Origin of the sequence: Streptococcus sp. IsoGale021 (assembly GCF_031142795.1) — a bacterium.
GTDB classification, from domain to species: domain Bacteria; phylum Bacillota; class Bacilli; order Lactobacillales; family Streptococcaceae; genus Streptococcus; species Streptococcus hominis.
Map to the genome: position 1 here is coordinate 117,131 of NZ_JAKZJH010000003.1, position 16,345 is coordinate 133,475.

Below are 16,345 nucleotides of genomic sequence, written 5' to 3' on the forward strand. Positions count from 1 at the left end.
GGAAGAGCTTGCAGAGGTTTTTCACGAGAAATAGTCTGATGAACTTGCTTCCCTAAAATCTAGGAGTTGGTTATCTTTTTATCTGTAGATTTGCTCAATTTCTCCTGCACAGCCTCCGCCACTTTTCGCGGTACACCCACTTCGACAATTTCATCCACGCTGGCTTTCTTGATGTTGGTCAAAGATTTAAAATGTCGCATCAAATTTTGCTTGCGCTTGGGCCCCAGTCCTTCAATGCCATCTAGTTGTGATGAGAAGGAATTCTTAGACCGGAGCTGGCGATGGAAGGTAATGGCAAAGCGGTGGACTTCATCTTGGATGCGTTGCAAAAGGAAAAATTCCTGTGAATTGCGAGACAATTCGACCACTTTCAAAGGATCGCCAAAGAGCAATTCATGCGTCTGGTGCTTGTCGTTCTTTTGCAAACCAGCGATAGGAATATCTAATCCTAATTGATGTTGAATGACGTCTTTAGCAATGTTGACTTGACCCTGACCACCATCAATGACAATAAGATCAGGCGGTATTAAACCATCGCGCATGACTCGGCTATAGCGACGCTTAATCACTTCTCGCATACTAGCATAGTCATCAGGACCGACAACTGTCTTAATCTTATACTTGCGATAATCCTTTTTGCTGGGTTTCCCATTGATAAAGACCACCATAGCTGAAACAGGACTGGTTCCCATAATATTGGAATTATCAAAGGACTCAATCCGAACTGGGGTGGGAATATTGAGCAACTGACCTAGATTTTCAATAGCTCCTTGCGTTTTTTCAACAGATTTCTCCAACAAATCAAACTTCTGCTGCAAACTAACTTGCGCATTTTTAATAGCCAGATTGACCAGCTGTTTCTTTTCTCCTCGTTGAGGCTTGAGAATTTTTGTATCCACCACAGCCCGTACTGATTCCTCATCAATATCAGACGGAATCAAAATTTCATTGGGCACCAGATGAGATTTATTCTGATAAAATTGTCCAATATAGGTCAAAAAATCCTCGTCAGGGTCATTGTAATAAGGAAACATATTTACGTCTCGCTCAATGAGTTTTCCTTGACGGACAAAGAACACCTGCACACACATCCAGCCTTTGTCTACATAATAACCAAAGACATCCCGATTCTGCAAATCCTTCGCCATGACTCGTTGTTTAGTGCGAAGCGTCGCAATGCTTTGAAGCAAGTCGCGGTACTCAGCCGCTTTTTCAAACTCCATTTTCTCAGCCGCACTAGTCATTTTCCTTTTCAGCTCATCAATAATCTTATCATCATGCCCTTTGAGAAAGTCTGATACTTCTTGAGCCATATCTTGAAAAAAATGTGGTTCATTATGGCAGATAGTGTGAGCTCGGCACTGCCCGATGTGGTAGTAGAAACAAACCTTCTCAGGCGGATTAGTGCATTTGCGAAAAGGGAAAATTCGATCCAGCAGGCGCTTAATTTCATTGGCAGCACCTACATCAGGATAAGGACCAAAGTAGAGCCCCCCATCCTTTTTGACCTGACGCGTAATAATTAGACGCGGATATGTCTCATTGGTAATTTTGATAAAAGGGTAGGACTTATCATCCTTGAGCATGATATTGTACTTAGGCTGATTTTCCTTGATGAGATTGATTTCAAGCAGCAAAGCTTCAATGTTAGACTCCGTGACAATAAACTCAAAATCCTCAATCTCAGATACCAGCGCTTCGGTCTTAGTATCATGGCTCCCACGAAAATAAGAGCGCACCCGATTGCGCAAATTCTTAGCCTTACCTACGTAAATAATGGTACCATTTTTATCTTTGTGAATATAGCAACCTGGACTGGTTGGCAGCAATTCTAATTTTGATTGAATCAAGTTATTCATAATTATCATTATAGCAAAAATGAGCAAAAGGAAGTAAAAGGGAACACAGAAAGCCTAAATGATTTGCAATATAAAGAAAGAGGACAACAACGCCCTCTTTCAATAACTGAGATTCCAATTGTCTTAATTGACAATGGTCTTCGTTTCGATATTATTCAAAATCAAGATATTCTTTTTCAAGTTCAAGAACTTCTTCCATCGTTGCACATTCTGTAAGAGCACGTTGAGCGAGTTCTTGCATCTTCTTCGTATCCAATTTCTTCATCAAGCTACGTGTACGAAGAACAGATGTTGCACTCATTGAGAACTCATCCAGACCGATACCAACTAGAAGTGGAACAGCGGTTTGGTCACCTGCCATTTCACCACACATACCAGCCCACTTACCTTCAGCGTGAGCAGCTTTAACTACTCGATCCACTAAGCGAAGGATAGAAGGATTGTATGGTTGGTACAAGTAAGAAACTTGTTCGTTCATACGGTCAGCAGCCATTGTGTATTGAATCAAGTCATTAGTACCAATTGAGAAGAAGTCAACTTCTTTTGCAAATTGATCAGCCAACATAGCTGCTGCTGGAATTTCAATCATAATACCAACTTGAATATTGTCCGCAACTGCAACACCTTCCGCGAGCAATTTAGCTTTTTCTTCTTCCAAAATACCTTTTGCGGCACGGAATTCAGTCAACAAAGCAACCATTGGGAACATGATACGCAATTGTCCATGCACAGATGCACGCAAAAGTGCACGTAATTGTGTGCGGAACATTGCATTTCCTGTTTCAGAAATAGAAATACGAAGAGCACGGAATCCAAGGAACGGATTCATTTCTTTTGGCAAATCAAAGTAAGGAAGTTCTTTGTCTCCACCGATGTCCATTGTACGGACAACAACTGGTTTGCCATTCATTCCTTCCAAGACAGCCTTATAAGCTTCATACTGCTCATCTTCTGTTGGGAAATCTTGCGAATCCATATAAAGAAACTCAGTACGGTAAAGCCCGACAGCTTCTGCGCCATTTGCATTCACACCTTCGACATCTTTAGGTGTACCGATATTTGCAGCCAATTCAAAATGTTTTCCGTCAGCTGTTACTGTTTCAGCATCTTTCAGCAAATCCCATTCAGCTTTTTGCTTTGCATAGGCTTCACCCGCTGCTTTAAAGGTTGCAACTTGTTCTTCTGTTGGATTGATAATAACCTCACCAGTAATTCCATTCACGGCAACTATATCACCGTCTTTTACTAATTCGGTAATATTATTTGTTCCAAGAACCGCAGCAATTTCAAGAGTACGAGCCATAATAGCTGAGTGGCTTGTACGTCCACCAATATTAGTTACAAAAGCTTTAACAAAGTTTTTATCTAATTGAGCGGTATCAGAAGGAGTCAAGTCATGGGCAATCACAACCACTTCTTCATTGATCATAGCAGGGTTTGGCAAGCGTACACCAAGCAAGTGAGCCAACACACGTTTGGTCACATCGCGAATATCTGCTGCACGTTCTTGCATGTATGGATTATCTTCCATATTTTCAAAGAGAGTGATGAACATGTCTGTTACTTCTTTCAGACCTGCTTCAGCATTCACTTTTTTTGCACGAATTGTTTCTTTAATCTGACCAATCATTTCTGGGTCAGAAAGTACCATTAAGTGAGCATCAAATACTTGAGCTGCTTCTTCTCCAAGGCTTTCTACTGCTTTCTCACGGATAACAGAAAGCTCGTTCTGTGAAGCTTCAAGAGCTACATCCAAACGAGCCTCTTCTGCATTTGTATCTTCGACTGAAGCAGTCTCAAATGATAAATCCGGTTGAACGAGTAGATATGCCTTAGCAACAGCAACACCGTCAGATGCTGCAATTCCTTTTAGCATTTCTGTCATGTTAAGCCAATCCTTCTTTTGTCATTGTTTCTGCGATTGCTACAATTGCATCATCAGCGTCTGCACCTTCTGCAGTAATTGTTACATCAGCCCCTTGACCAACACCAAGGCTCATAACACCCATGATTGATTTAAGGTTTACTGATTTACCTTTGTATTCAAGAGTAATATCTGAAGCAAATTTGCTAGCAGTTTGAACTAACAAAGTTGCTGGACGTGCGTGAATACCTGTTTCTGCCACAATGTGGAAATCTTTAGAAGCCATAGTTTGACTCTCCTTTAATGTAATCTTTTTTGGGTCTCATGTGATAACCCTTACAATTCTAGATTATAACATCTTTGTAAAATTTTTTCAAGAATTTTATGTGTATTCAGCAAGTCTTTTTTATGAGAATTACTGAAATTTCATTAAAACGAGATTTTCACTATCCAATTGATTGACACATTTTTAATCCATTGTTCCCTAAGGAAAGCTTAGTCTAACGAAGCCCAAAACAGGAGTTCATCCTATCTTTTTCTTTTTCCAATAAAACACTATATCTAGTATCATGGTATTTAAAACCCCAAAACAAAACACAATATTTAGAACATAATAGTTGACAAAATTCCCTGCTTTGGATATACTAATTCCATACTGAATTTAAAGAAATTAGGAGTTCATTATGGTAACTATTTATTCAAAAAATAATTGCGTTCAATGCAAAATGACAAAACGCTTCTTAGACACTAACCATGTAGAATATCGTGAAATCAATTTGGACGAACAGCCCGAATACATCGATCATGTGAAAAGCTTAGGCTTTAATGCTGCTCCAGTCGTTCAGACTCCAACGGAAGCATTTTCCGGTTTTCAACCAGGTAAATTGAAAAAATTATCATAATTTATGACATGTACATAATGGGAGAAATGGTTAAAACTGCGATAACTAGACAAGACCTTCTCCGTTCACTTTTTATACTCGGAAGAGTACCTTTGATGAAAACTTTGTTTTCTTCGTTCACCACCTCAACACTTTTCAAAACTGTTGAGTAACTTTGTGGGGTGAGACTACGAACTAAAATTTGCAATTTTTAGTTCTTGCCCGCCCCTCTTTCTTTTGCCAAATATCAAACCTAACACTTAGAAAAGGAACACTATGGGACTCAAACAATTAGAAGATGTGACGTATTTCCGTCTCAATAATGAAATCAACCGTCCAATCAACGGACAGATTATGCTTCACAAAGATAAGGAAGCCTTGGAAGCATTCTTTAAAGAAAATGTTGAACCAAATACGAAAAAATTCTCTTCTATTACTGAAAAAATTCACTATTTAATTCAAGAAAACTATTTAGAAAAAGAATTCATCCAGCTTTATTCGTCTGAATATATTGAAGAATTAGCTGCTTTCATTCATGCACAAGATTTCCATTTTAAATCTTTTATGGCAGCTTATAAATTCTACAATCAATATGCTCTTAAAACAAATGACGGTGAATATTATCTAGAAAGCATGGAAGATCGTGTTCTATTTAACGCGCTCTATTTTGCCGACGGTGATGAAGCAATTGCCAAAGATATTGCCAATGAAATCATTCATCAACGGTATCAACCAGCAACTCCAAGTTTCTTGAATGCCGGACGTGCTAGGCGTGGTGAATTAGTTTCTTGTTTCTTGATTCAAGTCACTGATGATATGAATTCAATCGGTCGTTCTATCAATTCAGCTCTGCAATTATCTCGGATTGGCGGTGGCGTTGGAATTTCCCTCAGTAACCTGCGGGAAGCGGGTGCCCCTATCAAAGGTTATGAAGGGGCTGCTTCTGGTGTAGTACCAGTTATGAAGCTCTTTGAAGACAGCTTTTCATACTCTAATCAATTAGGTCAACGTCAAGGAGCTGGTGTTGTTTATCTTAATGTCTTTCACCCAGATATTATTGCTTTTCTTTCAACTAAGAAAGAGAATGCCGATGAAAAAGTACGGGTAAAAACCCTTTCTTTAGGTGTTGTCATTCCAGATAAATTTTATGAATTGGCTCGTAAGAATGAAGAAATGTACCTTTTCAGTCCGTATTCTATCGAACGGGAGTATGGCGTTCCATTTGCCTACATTGACATTACCGAAAAATATGACGAATTGGTTGCCAATCCTAAGATTAGTAAAACGAAGATTAAAGCTCGTGATTTAGAAACTGAAATTTCCAAGTTGCAGCAGGAATCTGGCTATCCTTATGTAGTTAATATCGATACTGCTAATCGTGCGAATCCAGTAGACGGCAAGATTATCATGAGCAATCTCTGCTCCGAAATCCTGCAAGTCCAAGAACCAAGCCTCTTGAATGACGCTCAAGAATTCGTTCGTTTAGGAACAGATGTTTCTTGCAATCTCGGCTCTACCAATGTGGTTAATATGATGACTTCGCCAGATTTTGGTAAGTCTATCCGTACCATGACACGTGCGCTGACATTTGTTACAGACAGTTCTCACATCAAAGCTGTTCCGACTATTGACCACGGCAACAGCTTAGCTCACACTTTTGGGCTAGGTGCCATGGGCTTGCACAGTTATCTGGCTCAACAATTGATTGAATACGGATCAGCTGAATCTGTTGAGTTTACCAGCATTTACTTTATGCTCATGAATTATTGGACACTTGTTGAGTCCAATAATATTGCCCACGAGCGCGAGGTGGTTTTCCATAACTTTGAAAAGTCTGATTATGCAAATGGTTCATACTTTGACAAATATGTGACCGGTGAATTTGTACCAAAATCTGACCGAGTGAAAAAACTCTTTGAAAATATCTTTATTCCTTCTGCAAAAGATTGGACTGAGCTACGCGAGAAAGTCATGACAGACGGTCTTTATCACCAAAATCGCTTAGCTGTTGCGCCGAATGGCTCTATCAGCTATATCAATGATGTCTCTGCTTCTATCCACCCAATTACACAACGCATTGAAGAACGCCAAGAAAAGAAAATCGGAAAAATATACTACCCAGCAGCAGGACTGTCAACTGAGACTATTCCTTACTATACTAGCGCTTACGACATGGATATGCGCAAGGTCATTGATGTCTATGCAGCAGCGACTGAGCATGTAGATCAAGGACTATCTCTGACCCTCTTTATGCGCAGCGACATTCCACAAGGACTCTACGAATGGAAAACCGAATGCAAACAAACGACACGCGACCTGTCTATCCTGCGCAACTATGCCTTTAACAAGGGCATCAAATCAATCTATTATGTCCGTACCTTTACAGATGACGGCGGCGAAGTTGGAGCCAACCAGTGTGAGAGCTGCGTGATTTAACGAGAATTAAAATTTCTAAAAGCCTTTCAGAACAAATTTAAACTATCTGTAAACAATAAGAATCAACTGGAATAAAAGAAAGTAATCAACATGAAAACCTATTATAAAGCCATAAACTGGAATGCCATTGAAGATGTCATTGACAAATCTACTTGGGAAAAACTGACCGAGCAGTTCTGGCTCGATACACGAGTCCCCCTCTCCAACGATTTGGACGACTGGAGAAAATTATCACCTGAAGAAAAAGACCTTGTTGGTAAGGTCTTCGGCGGATTAACATTATTGGATACGATGCAATCCCAATCAGGTGTCGAAGCTATCCGAGGAGATATTCGCACACCTCATGAAGAGGCTGTGTTAAATAACATCCAATTCATGGAGTCTGTTCACGCTAAGTCGTATTCATCTATTTTCTCAACCCTTAACACGAAATCAGAAATTGACGAAATTTTTGAATGGACCAATACAAATCCTTATTTGCAAAAGAAAGCAGAAATTATCAACGAGATTTACCTCAATGGAAATGCTCTTGAGAAGAAGGTTGCCAGTGTCTTTCTAGAAACCTTCCTCTTCTACTCTGGTTTCTTTACTCCGCTCTACTATCTTGGAAATAACAAATTAGCCAATGTAGCTGAAATCATCAAATTGATTATCCGCGATGAATCTGTCCACGGAACGTATATTGGCTATAAATTCCAATTAGGCTTTAACGAATTACCAGAAGAAGAGCAAGAAACATTCCGAGAGTGGATGTACGACCTGCTCTACACCCTCTATGAAAATGAGGAAGGCTACACAGAAACCTTATATGACGGTGTCGGCTGGACAGAAGAAGTCAAAACTTTCCTTCGTTATAATGCTAATAAAGCTCTCATGAATCTTGGTCAAGACCCACTTTTCCCTGACACAGCTGATGACGTCAATCCGATTGTCATGAATGGTATTTCAACCGGAACTTCTAACCACGACTTCTTTTCTCAAGTCGGAAACGGTTATCTTCTTGGTGAAGTTGAAGCCATGCAAGATGATGATTACAATTACGGGTTATAAAATAACATCTGATAACACAAAAACACGAATGAAGCAAGACTAGCAAGTAGCTGAAACTAAAATCGTTCGTGTTTTTATTATATTATTGTAAATGATTGTACTATTTTTACATCGCTATCGAAACATCGCAAACAGCATAACGAGAGCTGCTGGTGTGTTGTTTAAAATATGCACAGCTATTGAATCTTTCAGATTTCCTCGACGTGCAAAGGCAGCATAAAGGACTAATCCCATGGCAAAATAAAGTGGAAACTCTGTCCATTTTGAGATATGAGGAAGTGCAAAAATGATAGATGTTATGATGGCTGCTGATATTTTTTGATCTTTCTCAAAGAAAAAGATTGTCGCAAAACCACGGAATACTAATTCTTCAATCACCGGAGCTATTATTGCAACAGTTACTACATATAACAGAGCAAAAAAGATATGATTAACAGACATAATTTTTCCTAGATTTTGTAAAGCACTATCGTTACTGGTCGTACTTTGCCCTGTTAAAAAGATGTTTAGATAAGTTCCTAAAACCGCTACTACTCTTGCCGCTAAAAAGAACAACAATGCTTTCCCAAAATCTCCCCAAGAAAATGACAGGACTTTGATATCCTCTGAGACATGTGTCTGGTATCTCCTCCATAAAGTGCGGATAGCAAAAAACACGAGCACAAGGTAGGCTAAAACCAGTAAAATTTCTATATACACGGGCAAATCTTGCCCTCTAGCTAGAAACAACATAGGAATGCCATTGATAGCCATGACTAACACAATTAGTCCCAATAATTTTACAATTCCAAGTCCAATATGGGCTATTTTTTTCATTAAAATTCTCCTCGTATAACTAGTTATATTTCATAAGATTGGGACAGAACTTATCTTGAAAAATTTAAGTTCGTAGTCCCACTCTCAATCACCTACCATGTCATTCACTTATCACTAAATGAGATAGAGGCAGAGATACTTTTTGACCAGCCTTATTTAAAGTATTTCTTTATCATAGAAATATTTACTACATTGATGTAAAGGTGGATAAAGACCACGATTGCAATAGGAAGGTATTGAACTTCACGTAACAGAAGCGAAATAGTGAACAGGAGGATGTAAAACGCTGGCAAAATGAACTGATTTAACTGAAAAAGAATCTTAAAGCTCTGCTCATAATGTGCTTCTCTTTCTGCTTCATCATAGGTCTTCATCAAGGCTAAAACATCTTCAGGAAATGTAACGATTGGCAATTTAAAATGCCGAACCTGCTCAATTGTCTTTTGGAGACAATATTGTCCATATAGAATAAAAGTAAGTGCTACATAAGGAAATAAACTGCCTGTAATCAAAACACTATTTTTAGTAATGAATACATTAAATGATGTTAGTATATCAAAAATCGTCAAGATTGTCACAACGTCTAATAAAATAGTACCATATTCCAGATTTTTGAACATCTTCTGATAAAGTTGTTCATTTAATTCATCTCCATTTGTTGACTGCTTTTGAATTGTTCGACTAGACTGTAGTAAATAAATCGTCATGCAGAATAAAAGCAGATTGAGCACACGAATAATCCAACCCCAAAGTATGCTATTTAAAAAGATTGGAAAATGGAAATTTCCGAGCCAACTACTTGCTACAAAAATTCCTAGCAAAACACTCACTACTAGTAAACCACTAATTTTCATCCATTTTTTCATCGCTATTCTCCTTTAGATAAAATACATTTTCTACGTTTTCTCCAAAAATATGTGCAATCTTCAAGGCAATGATGACAGACGGAGCATACTCTCCCCGCTCAATCAAACTGACGGTTTGTCGAGAAACTCCTGCTTTTTTAGCCAACTCTGTTTGATTCAACCTATCTCGCGCTCGAAGTTCTTTTAATCGATTTTCCAGCTTCATATGCTCCTCTCCTTTCATCTCTATTGTAACTCATTCGTGTCACTTTGTCAACTATTATTGTCAAAAATAATATTATCATTGTCAATTTAATGTAGAAATTTATTCAATTCATATAAAAATCCCCCAAAGTTAGTTTTGTATCCAACTTTGAGGGAATTCTTCAACATGATGTTGATTTTCTTGCTTCAACTAGTCACTATTCTTTTTTGAACGTTTTGCTAAGATGAAGATGACAACTCCTAAAATGACAATTCCTACTAAACCAAGGAAGGTTACTTTTTCACCAGTTGACGGAAGGAAGCCACGTTTATTTTGTTTTGGCGTTTCTTTGACAACTTTGTAATTTACTTTGTAAGTAGAGAAGTGTGTTGTTTTAAAGCTAATCGTTTGATCTTTGTTGAGAACAAAATCAAATTTTTCCGCTTGCTTGCCGTCTTTCATAGCATAAACAGAATCCACCGTAGCACCTTGCTTCACTGGTACTGTCACTACTGTTGAACTGACTTGTGACACTGCTTCGCCTTTTGGATTGGTCAAGGTAATGTCATAGCTATCTGCGTTTTCTTCAATCGTCTTTTTAACTGCTAATTTGAGATTAGCTTTCACCAAATCTGCATTTTGCAAGCGAACCCCTGTGGCTGTATCCACTAAGGTATCAGAAGTTTCGCTTGGTTTAGGTTTTTCAGTATCTGATGAACTAGATGTAGAAGTTTCGTTTGTATTTGACGAAGATTGAGATGTAGACGAAGTTGAAGATGACTCACTTGTACTTGAAGATGGTTCTGAGCTAGAGCTTGGTGGCGTTTGCTCATTTTTAATCTTTTCTTCCATTTCAGCTTCTAGAGCTTTCATTTCTTTAAAGACTTCCTCTGCACGCGCCATACTAGACGCAGTCACTTCTTCTGACGAAGCTCCACCTGCAGCTGCGTATTGTTCATCTAATTTGGCTTGTTCTTCAATCAATCGTGCTTCCAAAGCTTTCCATTTTTCTTGAATGCTATTGCCAAATAATTTTTGATGTTTGGCTGCCATATCGTAAATGTGTGACGCAACCCAGTACCAAGAATTTTTGTCGTACTTCGTTGTATCAACTTGATAAGCAGCATAAGTATTGTTGATATTTCCATAGTATGGCAAGTATGGTGCAAATCGAGGACTACCAACAGAAAGCCACATTGTGCCACCACCCATGCTGGCAGGGATATTATCTTTCAATTGGAAGATATGGGCTTCCATTACATTTGGATTGCCAAGAGGATATTTGTAGACTGGATCTACTTTTCCACGTTGAGGAATGCCTTTCCCGTCCAATTCCATTTGATCAAGGGGCTTAAATGGCGTTCCTTCAAAACGGTTCCGCTGCATCCGCATCACATCTGCAACGCTGATTTTTTTATTGCTAGATTGCAACAAATCAAAATATTTATCATCATAATTGACTGGTGCGTCTGGGTTCAAAGCCTTAATACCAGCCCAAGCCCGTGAACGATCAGCTTCTGCCATTGGCGGATTGTAAGATTGGGAAATATGGAATTTACCATCGATTTCCTTATAAGAATTAGCATCACGCGCTACTTTTTCCACATTTTCTGAGGCAATAACATTTTCCTTATCATTAAAATCAACACTTCCTAAGAAGAAGGTATTAGGGAAAATACTGTATTTGTCGTCTGGATATTTAATGGCAACATATTGATGACCAGACAAGATTTCCATGTACCAGACACCTGTCTTATCTGCAATTGTCACAATGTTTCCTTCAGCAGCTCCTTGCTTTCTGACAATTTCTGCGATGAGCTCCACACCTTCACGAGCCGTTTTTACATGCGGCAAAACAACCGTTGTCATGATAGATTCTGCCAGACCTTTTTCCACATAAGGATCAACTTTCTGGATAGCTTTATTCGCCTTAGCTGACACTGTAGCAGAAATGGAAACTCCATGCTCATTGAAGCCTACTTCATCAAAAATACCTTCTTTTGGTGTAACATCCGAAACAGAAGTATATTTATAGCTATGTGCGGGTAATTGCCATTCAAAGCCATTGGCTTCATCAATCAGCTTTTCTCCTGCCTTGTTCTCTTTGGCTGGATGAACCTTAAAGACTTTGTTATGATTAGGCTCCAAATCCTCTGTACGACCATACAAAGTCGAGCCGTCTGCCGTCAAGTTCTTCCCGACAATGAAACCTGTACAGGCTTCTACTGCTTGAAAAGGAAAGAGCATAAGAGCAGATAACAGAATTGTTAAGCGAAAAATCAATTTTTTCATATATTTCTCCTTTTATGATTGCATGTTGAATACATCAACTTTTAAGAGTGAGCATCACTCTTATCACCTTTTTTAAACCGTATACCTTAAATTTAGTATACTATTTTAAGTCTATTTTAGCAAGCGCTTTCATGTATGTTTTGTGTGTTTAGGTTCTTTTTATCTCAAAATTCATAGTAAAAAAACCAGAAAATCATTTCTGGAATTTTTGTTCATATCGTAAAATTTCTTGCAGTATTTCTTGATAATCAGTTGTCTCTAAATGATACGTTAACTCTTCGGGAGTGTAAGAATTTTTTCTCAAAAAGAAATCGCTCGGCACTTCTAATCCTAAAGCATCCAAAACGGTCTGAGAAAATTCTACATAAGCAAATCCAATGGCTGTAATAACATTCTTATCTTTTACAACAGGCTGATGGAGAAAATTTTCTTTTTCCAAAAAAGAAAAATACTCTACCAACTCCATATACAGACCACCTGTGTAATACCGGCTTCTCAACAAACCAGCTTTTCCTAAAAACATAGGAGATGAGGAAATAGCCGCTACTATCGTCCGCTTTGTGTCTACCCTCTCCAAAAAAGAGATTAGTCTGGAATCATAAAGGCTAACAAATGGCTCTAGTGTGCCTGGCAATATGATACAATCATACTTTACATTTTGTACTTCTGCAAAAGTAAAATCTGGAATAACTTGCAATCCTTCTTCACTCGTATAGACTTTCTTTTCTGAAGCAAGATAATCCAAAGATTGTCCAAAAGAAAGACAAAGTGTTGATGTCAAAGTTGTGATTTCCTGCAATGAACATGCTGGATACAGCAAAATTGCTATTTTCATAGATGCTCCTTCTAGAAAAGGTGAGACATGCTTCTTTTACAAGATTTTTATTTCCTATGTTTGTCAGGATCCCAAACGAAACTTGCGATGAAACTGAAAGCAAATGTTAGTAAGCCAACAACAATTGACAGTAACAGAGCGATCAAACGGGGGAGTAGCAATAATATATTTGGATTTTTTTTCACTTGAAGTGCAGTTACTTCGGCATCTAAGCGATTAAATTCTGTCTGAATACGATGTGCGACTTCTTCCACGCCTTCATCATTCATTTTTTTGATATCTAAAATATCAATAGGTTGTCCAAAATCCATGTCTACACGTTCGCCTTTTGCTAAACCTTTCAGACTCATCGGTCCTACATAAACAACTGGAAGAATGCGCACCTTTGCCATTTTAGCAATCAGTGCAACGCCACCTTTCACATCTGTCGAATGTCGGCTTCCACTTGGAAACATAATCAAAGACCGATTGCTTGATTTCAACATCTTGACAGGGTATTTAATAGCAGATGCTCCTGGATTTTCACGGTCAATTGGAAATGCGCCACACATGCGAATCCACCAGCCGAAAACGCGATTTGTGAACAGTTCTTTCTTTGCCATAAAGATAAATTGCTTGGGCCTTGTTGCAAAAGCCATGTAAACAGGATCCCACCAAGTACGGTGTGGAGCCACTAAAATATAATTTTCCTCTTGGTCTGGAATGTTCTCTAAATGGTGGTAGTGAGCATTACCATTTAAAGCCCATAAAATCAACATCACCAATCTTCTTAAATATCTATAAAACATAGGCTCTCCCTTCTTATCCTTTTCATTATACCTTATCCAATGCCCACTCGCAAACTTTTTTTGCTTTAAAACTGTTACAGCTGAATGGATTCTATTAGAAATTTTACTAAAAAAATGGTATGATTATCCTCATGAACATGAAAGAATTTACGGGATTAACCCACCAGCAAGTCCAAGAAAAAATTTCACAAGGACTCACCAATGATTTTACAGTCAATACAAGTATCAGCACTTGGCAAATCATCAAGCGTAATGTTTTTACGCTATTTAATGCGTTAAATTTTGCAATCGCTGTCGCTCTCGTTTCTGTTCAAGCATGGAGCAACTTAGTTTTCTTCGCTGTTATCTGCTTTAATGCTTTTTCTGGAATTGTCACCGAATTGCGCGCCAAGCACATGGTTGATAAGCTCAGTCTCTTAAATAAAGAAAAGATTAGTGTTATCCGTAATGGGCAAACCACATCTATTAATCCAGAAGAATTGGTTCTAGGTGATGTGATTCGTTTGAACGCAGGTGAGCAAATTCCAAGCGATGCAACTGTTTTAGACGGTTTTGCAGAAGTAAACGAAGCTATGCTGACAGGAGAAAGTGACCTCGTCCAAAAGGAGATTGGGGATCAACTGCTCTCAGGAAGTTTTCTTGTCAGTGGTCATGTAATAGCTGAAATTACTCATGTCGGAGCTGACAATTATGCCTCTAAGCTCATGCTAGAGGCTAAAACCGTTAAACCAATCAATTCTCGCATCATGAAATCCATGGACAGAATTGCAGGTTTCACAGGGAAAATCATTATTCCTTTTGGAATTGCACTCTTTCTAGAAGCACTTTTGGTAAAACACTTGCCTGTCAAAGATTCGGTTGTCAATACTTCGACAGCTCTTCTGGGAATGTTGCCAAAAGGAATTGCACTTTTAACAATTACCTCGCTTTTAACAGCAGTCATCAAGCTGGGCTTGCGAAAAGTCCTCGTACAGGAAATGTACTCCGTTGAAACGTTGGCTCGTGTTGATATGCTCTGTCTTGATAAGACAGGCACCATTACACAAGGAAAAATGCACGTCGAAACAGTCAGCCCGCTCACAGAAGATTTATCAGAACAAGCAATCTCTGAAATTCTTAGCGCTTATATCGCTGCAAGCGATGACAACAATCCGACCGCCCAAGCAATCCGCAAACAATTTACAAGTTCTTCTAATTACCAAACGAGTAACGCTATTCCATTTTCTAGTGACCGTAAATGGGGAGCTATGGAAATGTCGGACTTAGGTACTGTCTTTCTCGGTGCGCCTGAAATGCTCTTTAACAAAGAGATTGAGATTGCCCAAGCAGCCCAACAGCGAGGTTCGCGCGTACTCGCTTTAGCCATTAGTCCTGAACGCATTGACCATAAACACATTCACTTACCTAATAATGTTCAACCTATTGCTATTTTAGAAATTACAGATCCGATTCGTGACGGGGCAGCTGATACCTTGGAATATTTACGCTCACAAGAAGTTGGCTTAAAAATCATATCAGGTGACAATCCGATTACTGTATCAAATATTGCTGCAAAGGCAGGTTTTGCAAACTACCAAAGTTATGTTGATTGCTCAAAAGTAACAGATCAAGAGTTGATTGAGCTGATAGAAACGACTGCTATCTTTGGCCGCGTTTCTCCTCATCAAAAGAAACTTATCATTCAAACCCTGAAAAAAGCAGGGCATACCACAGCTATGACCGGTGACGGGGTCAATGATATTCTGGCCTTGCGTGAAGCAGACTGCTCCATTGCTATGGCTGAAGGGGATCCTGCAACACGACAAGTTGCCAATCTCGTTTTGCTCAATTCTGACTTTAACGATGTTCCTGAAATTCTCTTTGAAGGACGCCGCGTCGTTAATAACATCGCCCGCATTGCACCGATTTTCCTCATTAAAACAACCTATTCGTTCATTTTGACAATCATTTGTATTTCTAGTATTCTGTTGGGACGAGCAGAATGGCTCTTAGTCTTTCCATTTATCCCCATTCAAATCACCTTGATTGACCAATTTGTTGAAGGTTTGCCGCCCTTTGTCCTCACCTTTGAGCGAAATATCAAACCTGTTGAACAAGATTTCCTTAAAAAAGCAATTTTCAAGGCACTACCTAGCGGGCTAATGGTCGTCTTTAGCGTTTTATTTGTCAATATTTTTGGTGGACTGCATGGCTGGTCACAAGTGGAAATCTCAACTTTACTTTATTATTTATTAGGCTCTATCGGCTTTCTATCTGTTGTTCGTGCCTGCCTGCCACTTAATCTCTGGCGGATTCTGCTGATCCTCTGGTCCCTCGTAGGCTTCTTTGGAACAGCCATTCTTCTACAAAAATACATTGAAATCGCTACTCTAACCAGCAATAGCTTCCCTATCTACATTATTCTGATGATTCTCTTTACAATTACTTTTATTGTCGTGACACACATACAGAACAAACGGGAGCAAAGTTTATAA

General features: G+C 38.9%; 13 protein-coding genes. 4 read left to right on the plus strand and 9 right to left on the minus strand.

From position 1 onward, the window contains the following. Positions 1–59 precede the first annotated feature (59 nt). The 3 genes from uvrC to RG565_RS03545 all read right to left on the minus strand — a co-directional run bounded on the left by uvrC (position 60) and on the right by RG565_RS03545 (position 4,009). Positions 60–1,859 (minus strand): excinuclease ABC subunit UvrC, encoded by a 1,800-nt coding sequence (gene uvrC, locus RG565_RS03535; protein WP_268732202.1) that lies wholly within the window; start codon positions 1,857–1,859, stop codon positions 60–62. 151 nt (positions 1,860–2,010) lie between these two features. Continuing rightward, positions 2,011–3,744 (minus strand): phosphoenolpyruvate--protein phosphotransferase, encoded by a 1,734-nt coding sequence (gene ptsP, locus RG565_RS03540; RefSeq protein ID WP_003030024.1) that lies wholly within the window; start codon positions 3,742–3,744, stop codon positions 2,011–2,013. A 1-nt stretch (position 3,745) separates the two neighbouring features. Next, complete coding sequence (locus tag RG565_RS03545) at positions 3,746–4,009, minus strand: phosphocarrier protein HPr (RefSeq protein ID WP_003023815.1); 264 nt, start codon at positions 4,007–4,009, stop codon at positions 3,746–3,748. A gap of 397 nt (positions 4,010–4,406) precedes the next feature. Here RG565_RS03545 and nrdH point away from each other — a divergent pair, with 397 nt between their 5' ends. From nrdH to nrdF, 3 genes are all read left to right on the plus strand, one after another. Then, positions 4,407–4,625 carry a glutaredoxin-like protein NrdH gene (gene nrdH / locus RG565_RS03550; RefSeq protein ID WP_003023812.1) on the plus strand — a complete coding sequence of 73 codons (219 nt, stop codon included), beginning with the start codon at positions 4,407–4,409 and terminating at the stop codon, positions 4,623–4,625. Between the two features lie 255 nt (positions 4,626–4,880). Continuing rightward, positions 4,881–7,040, plus strand: coding sequence for a class 1b ribonucleoside-diphosphate reductase subunit alpha (gene nrdE, locus RG565_RS03555; RefSeq protein ID WP_247936966.1), 2,160 nt, complete (start codon positions 4,881–4,883; stop codon positions 7,038–7,040). Positions 7,041–7,130: 90 nt separating this feature from the next. Then, entirely contained in the window at positions 7,131–8,090 is a 960-nt protein-coding gene (nrdF, locus tag RG565_RS03560; protein WP_106082631.1) for a class 1b ribonucleoside-diphosphate reductase subunit beta, read from the plus strand. 114 nt (positions 8,091–8,204) lie between these two features. Here the strand turns inward: nrdF and RG565_RS03565 are convergent, their stop codons facing one another. The 6 genes from RG565_RS03565 to RG565_RS03590 form a co-directional block, all read right to left on the minus strand. Beyond that, entirely contained in the window at positions 8,205–8,906 is a 702-nt protein-coding gene (locus RG565_RS03565; RefSeq protein ID WP_247936965.1) for a CPBP family intramembrane glutamic endopeptidase, read from the minus strand. Between the two features lie 152 nt (positions 8,907–9,058). Continuing rightward, on the minus strand, positions 9,059–9,772 hold the full coding sequence (locus RG565_RS03570) for a DUF3169 family protein (protein ID WP_224785079.1): 714 nt from the start codon (positions 9,770–9,772) through the stop codon (positions 9,059–9,061). Next, positions 9,750–9,977 carry a helix-turn-helix transcriptional regulator gene (locus tag RG565_RS03575; protein WP_037607910.1) on the minus strand — a complete coding sequence of 76 codons (228 nt, stop codon included), beginning with the start codon at positions 9,975–9,977 and terminating at the stop codon, positions 9,750–9,752. The genes RG565_RS03570 and RG565_RS03575 overlap by 23 nt, the downstream gene beginning before the upstream one ends. 189 nt (positions 9,978–10,166) lie before the next feature. Continuing rightward, the gene (locus tag RG565_RS03580; protein WP_247936964.1) at positions 10,167–12,248 is read right to left on the minus strand and encodes a C69 family dipeptidase; all 2,082 of its coding nucleotides are present in this window, start codon (positions 12,246–12,248) and stop codon (positions 10,167–10,169) included. A 193-nt stretch (positions 12,249–12,441) separates the two neighbouring features. Next, complete coding sequence (locus RG565_RS03585) at positions 12,442–13,083, minus strand: DJ-1/PfpI family protein (protein WP_106082628.1); 642 nt, start codon at positions 13,081–13,083, stop codon at positions 12,442–12,444. Positions 13,084–13,130: 47 nt separating this feature from the next. Then, positions 13,131–13,871 carry a 1-acyl-sn-glycerol-3-phosphate acyltransferase gene (locus RG565_RS03590; protein WP_195323204.1) on the minus strand — a complete coding sequence of 247 codons (741 nt, stop codon included), beginning with the start codon at positions 13,869–13,871 and terminating at the stop codon, positions 13,131–13,133. A 119-nt stretch (positions 13,872–13,990) separates the two neighbouring features. Between RG565_RS03590 and RG565_RS03595 the strand changes: the two genes are divergently transcribed. Further along, the gene (locus tag RG565_RS03595; RefSeq protein ID WP_195323203.1) at positions 13,991–16,345 is read left to right on the plus strand and encodes a cation-translocating P-type ATPase; all 2,355 of its coding nucleotides are present in this window, start codon (positions 13,991–13,993) and stop codon (positions 16,343–16,345) included.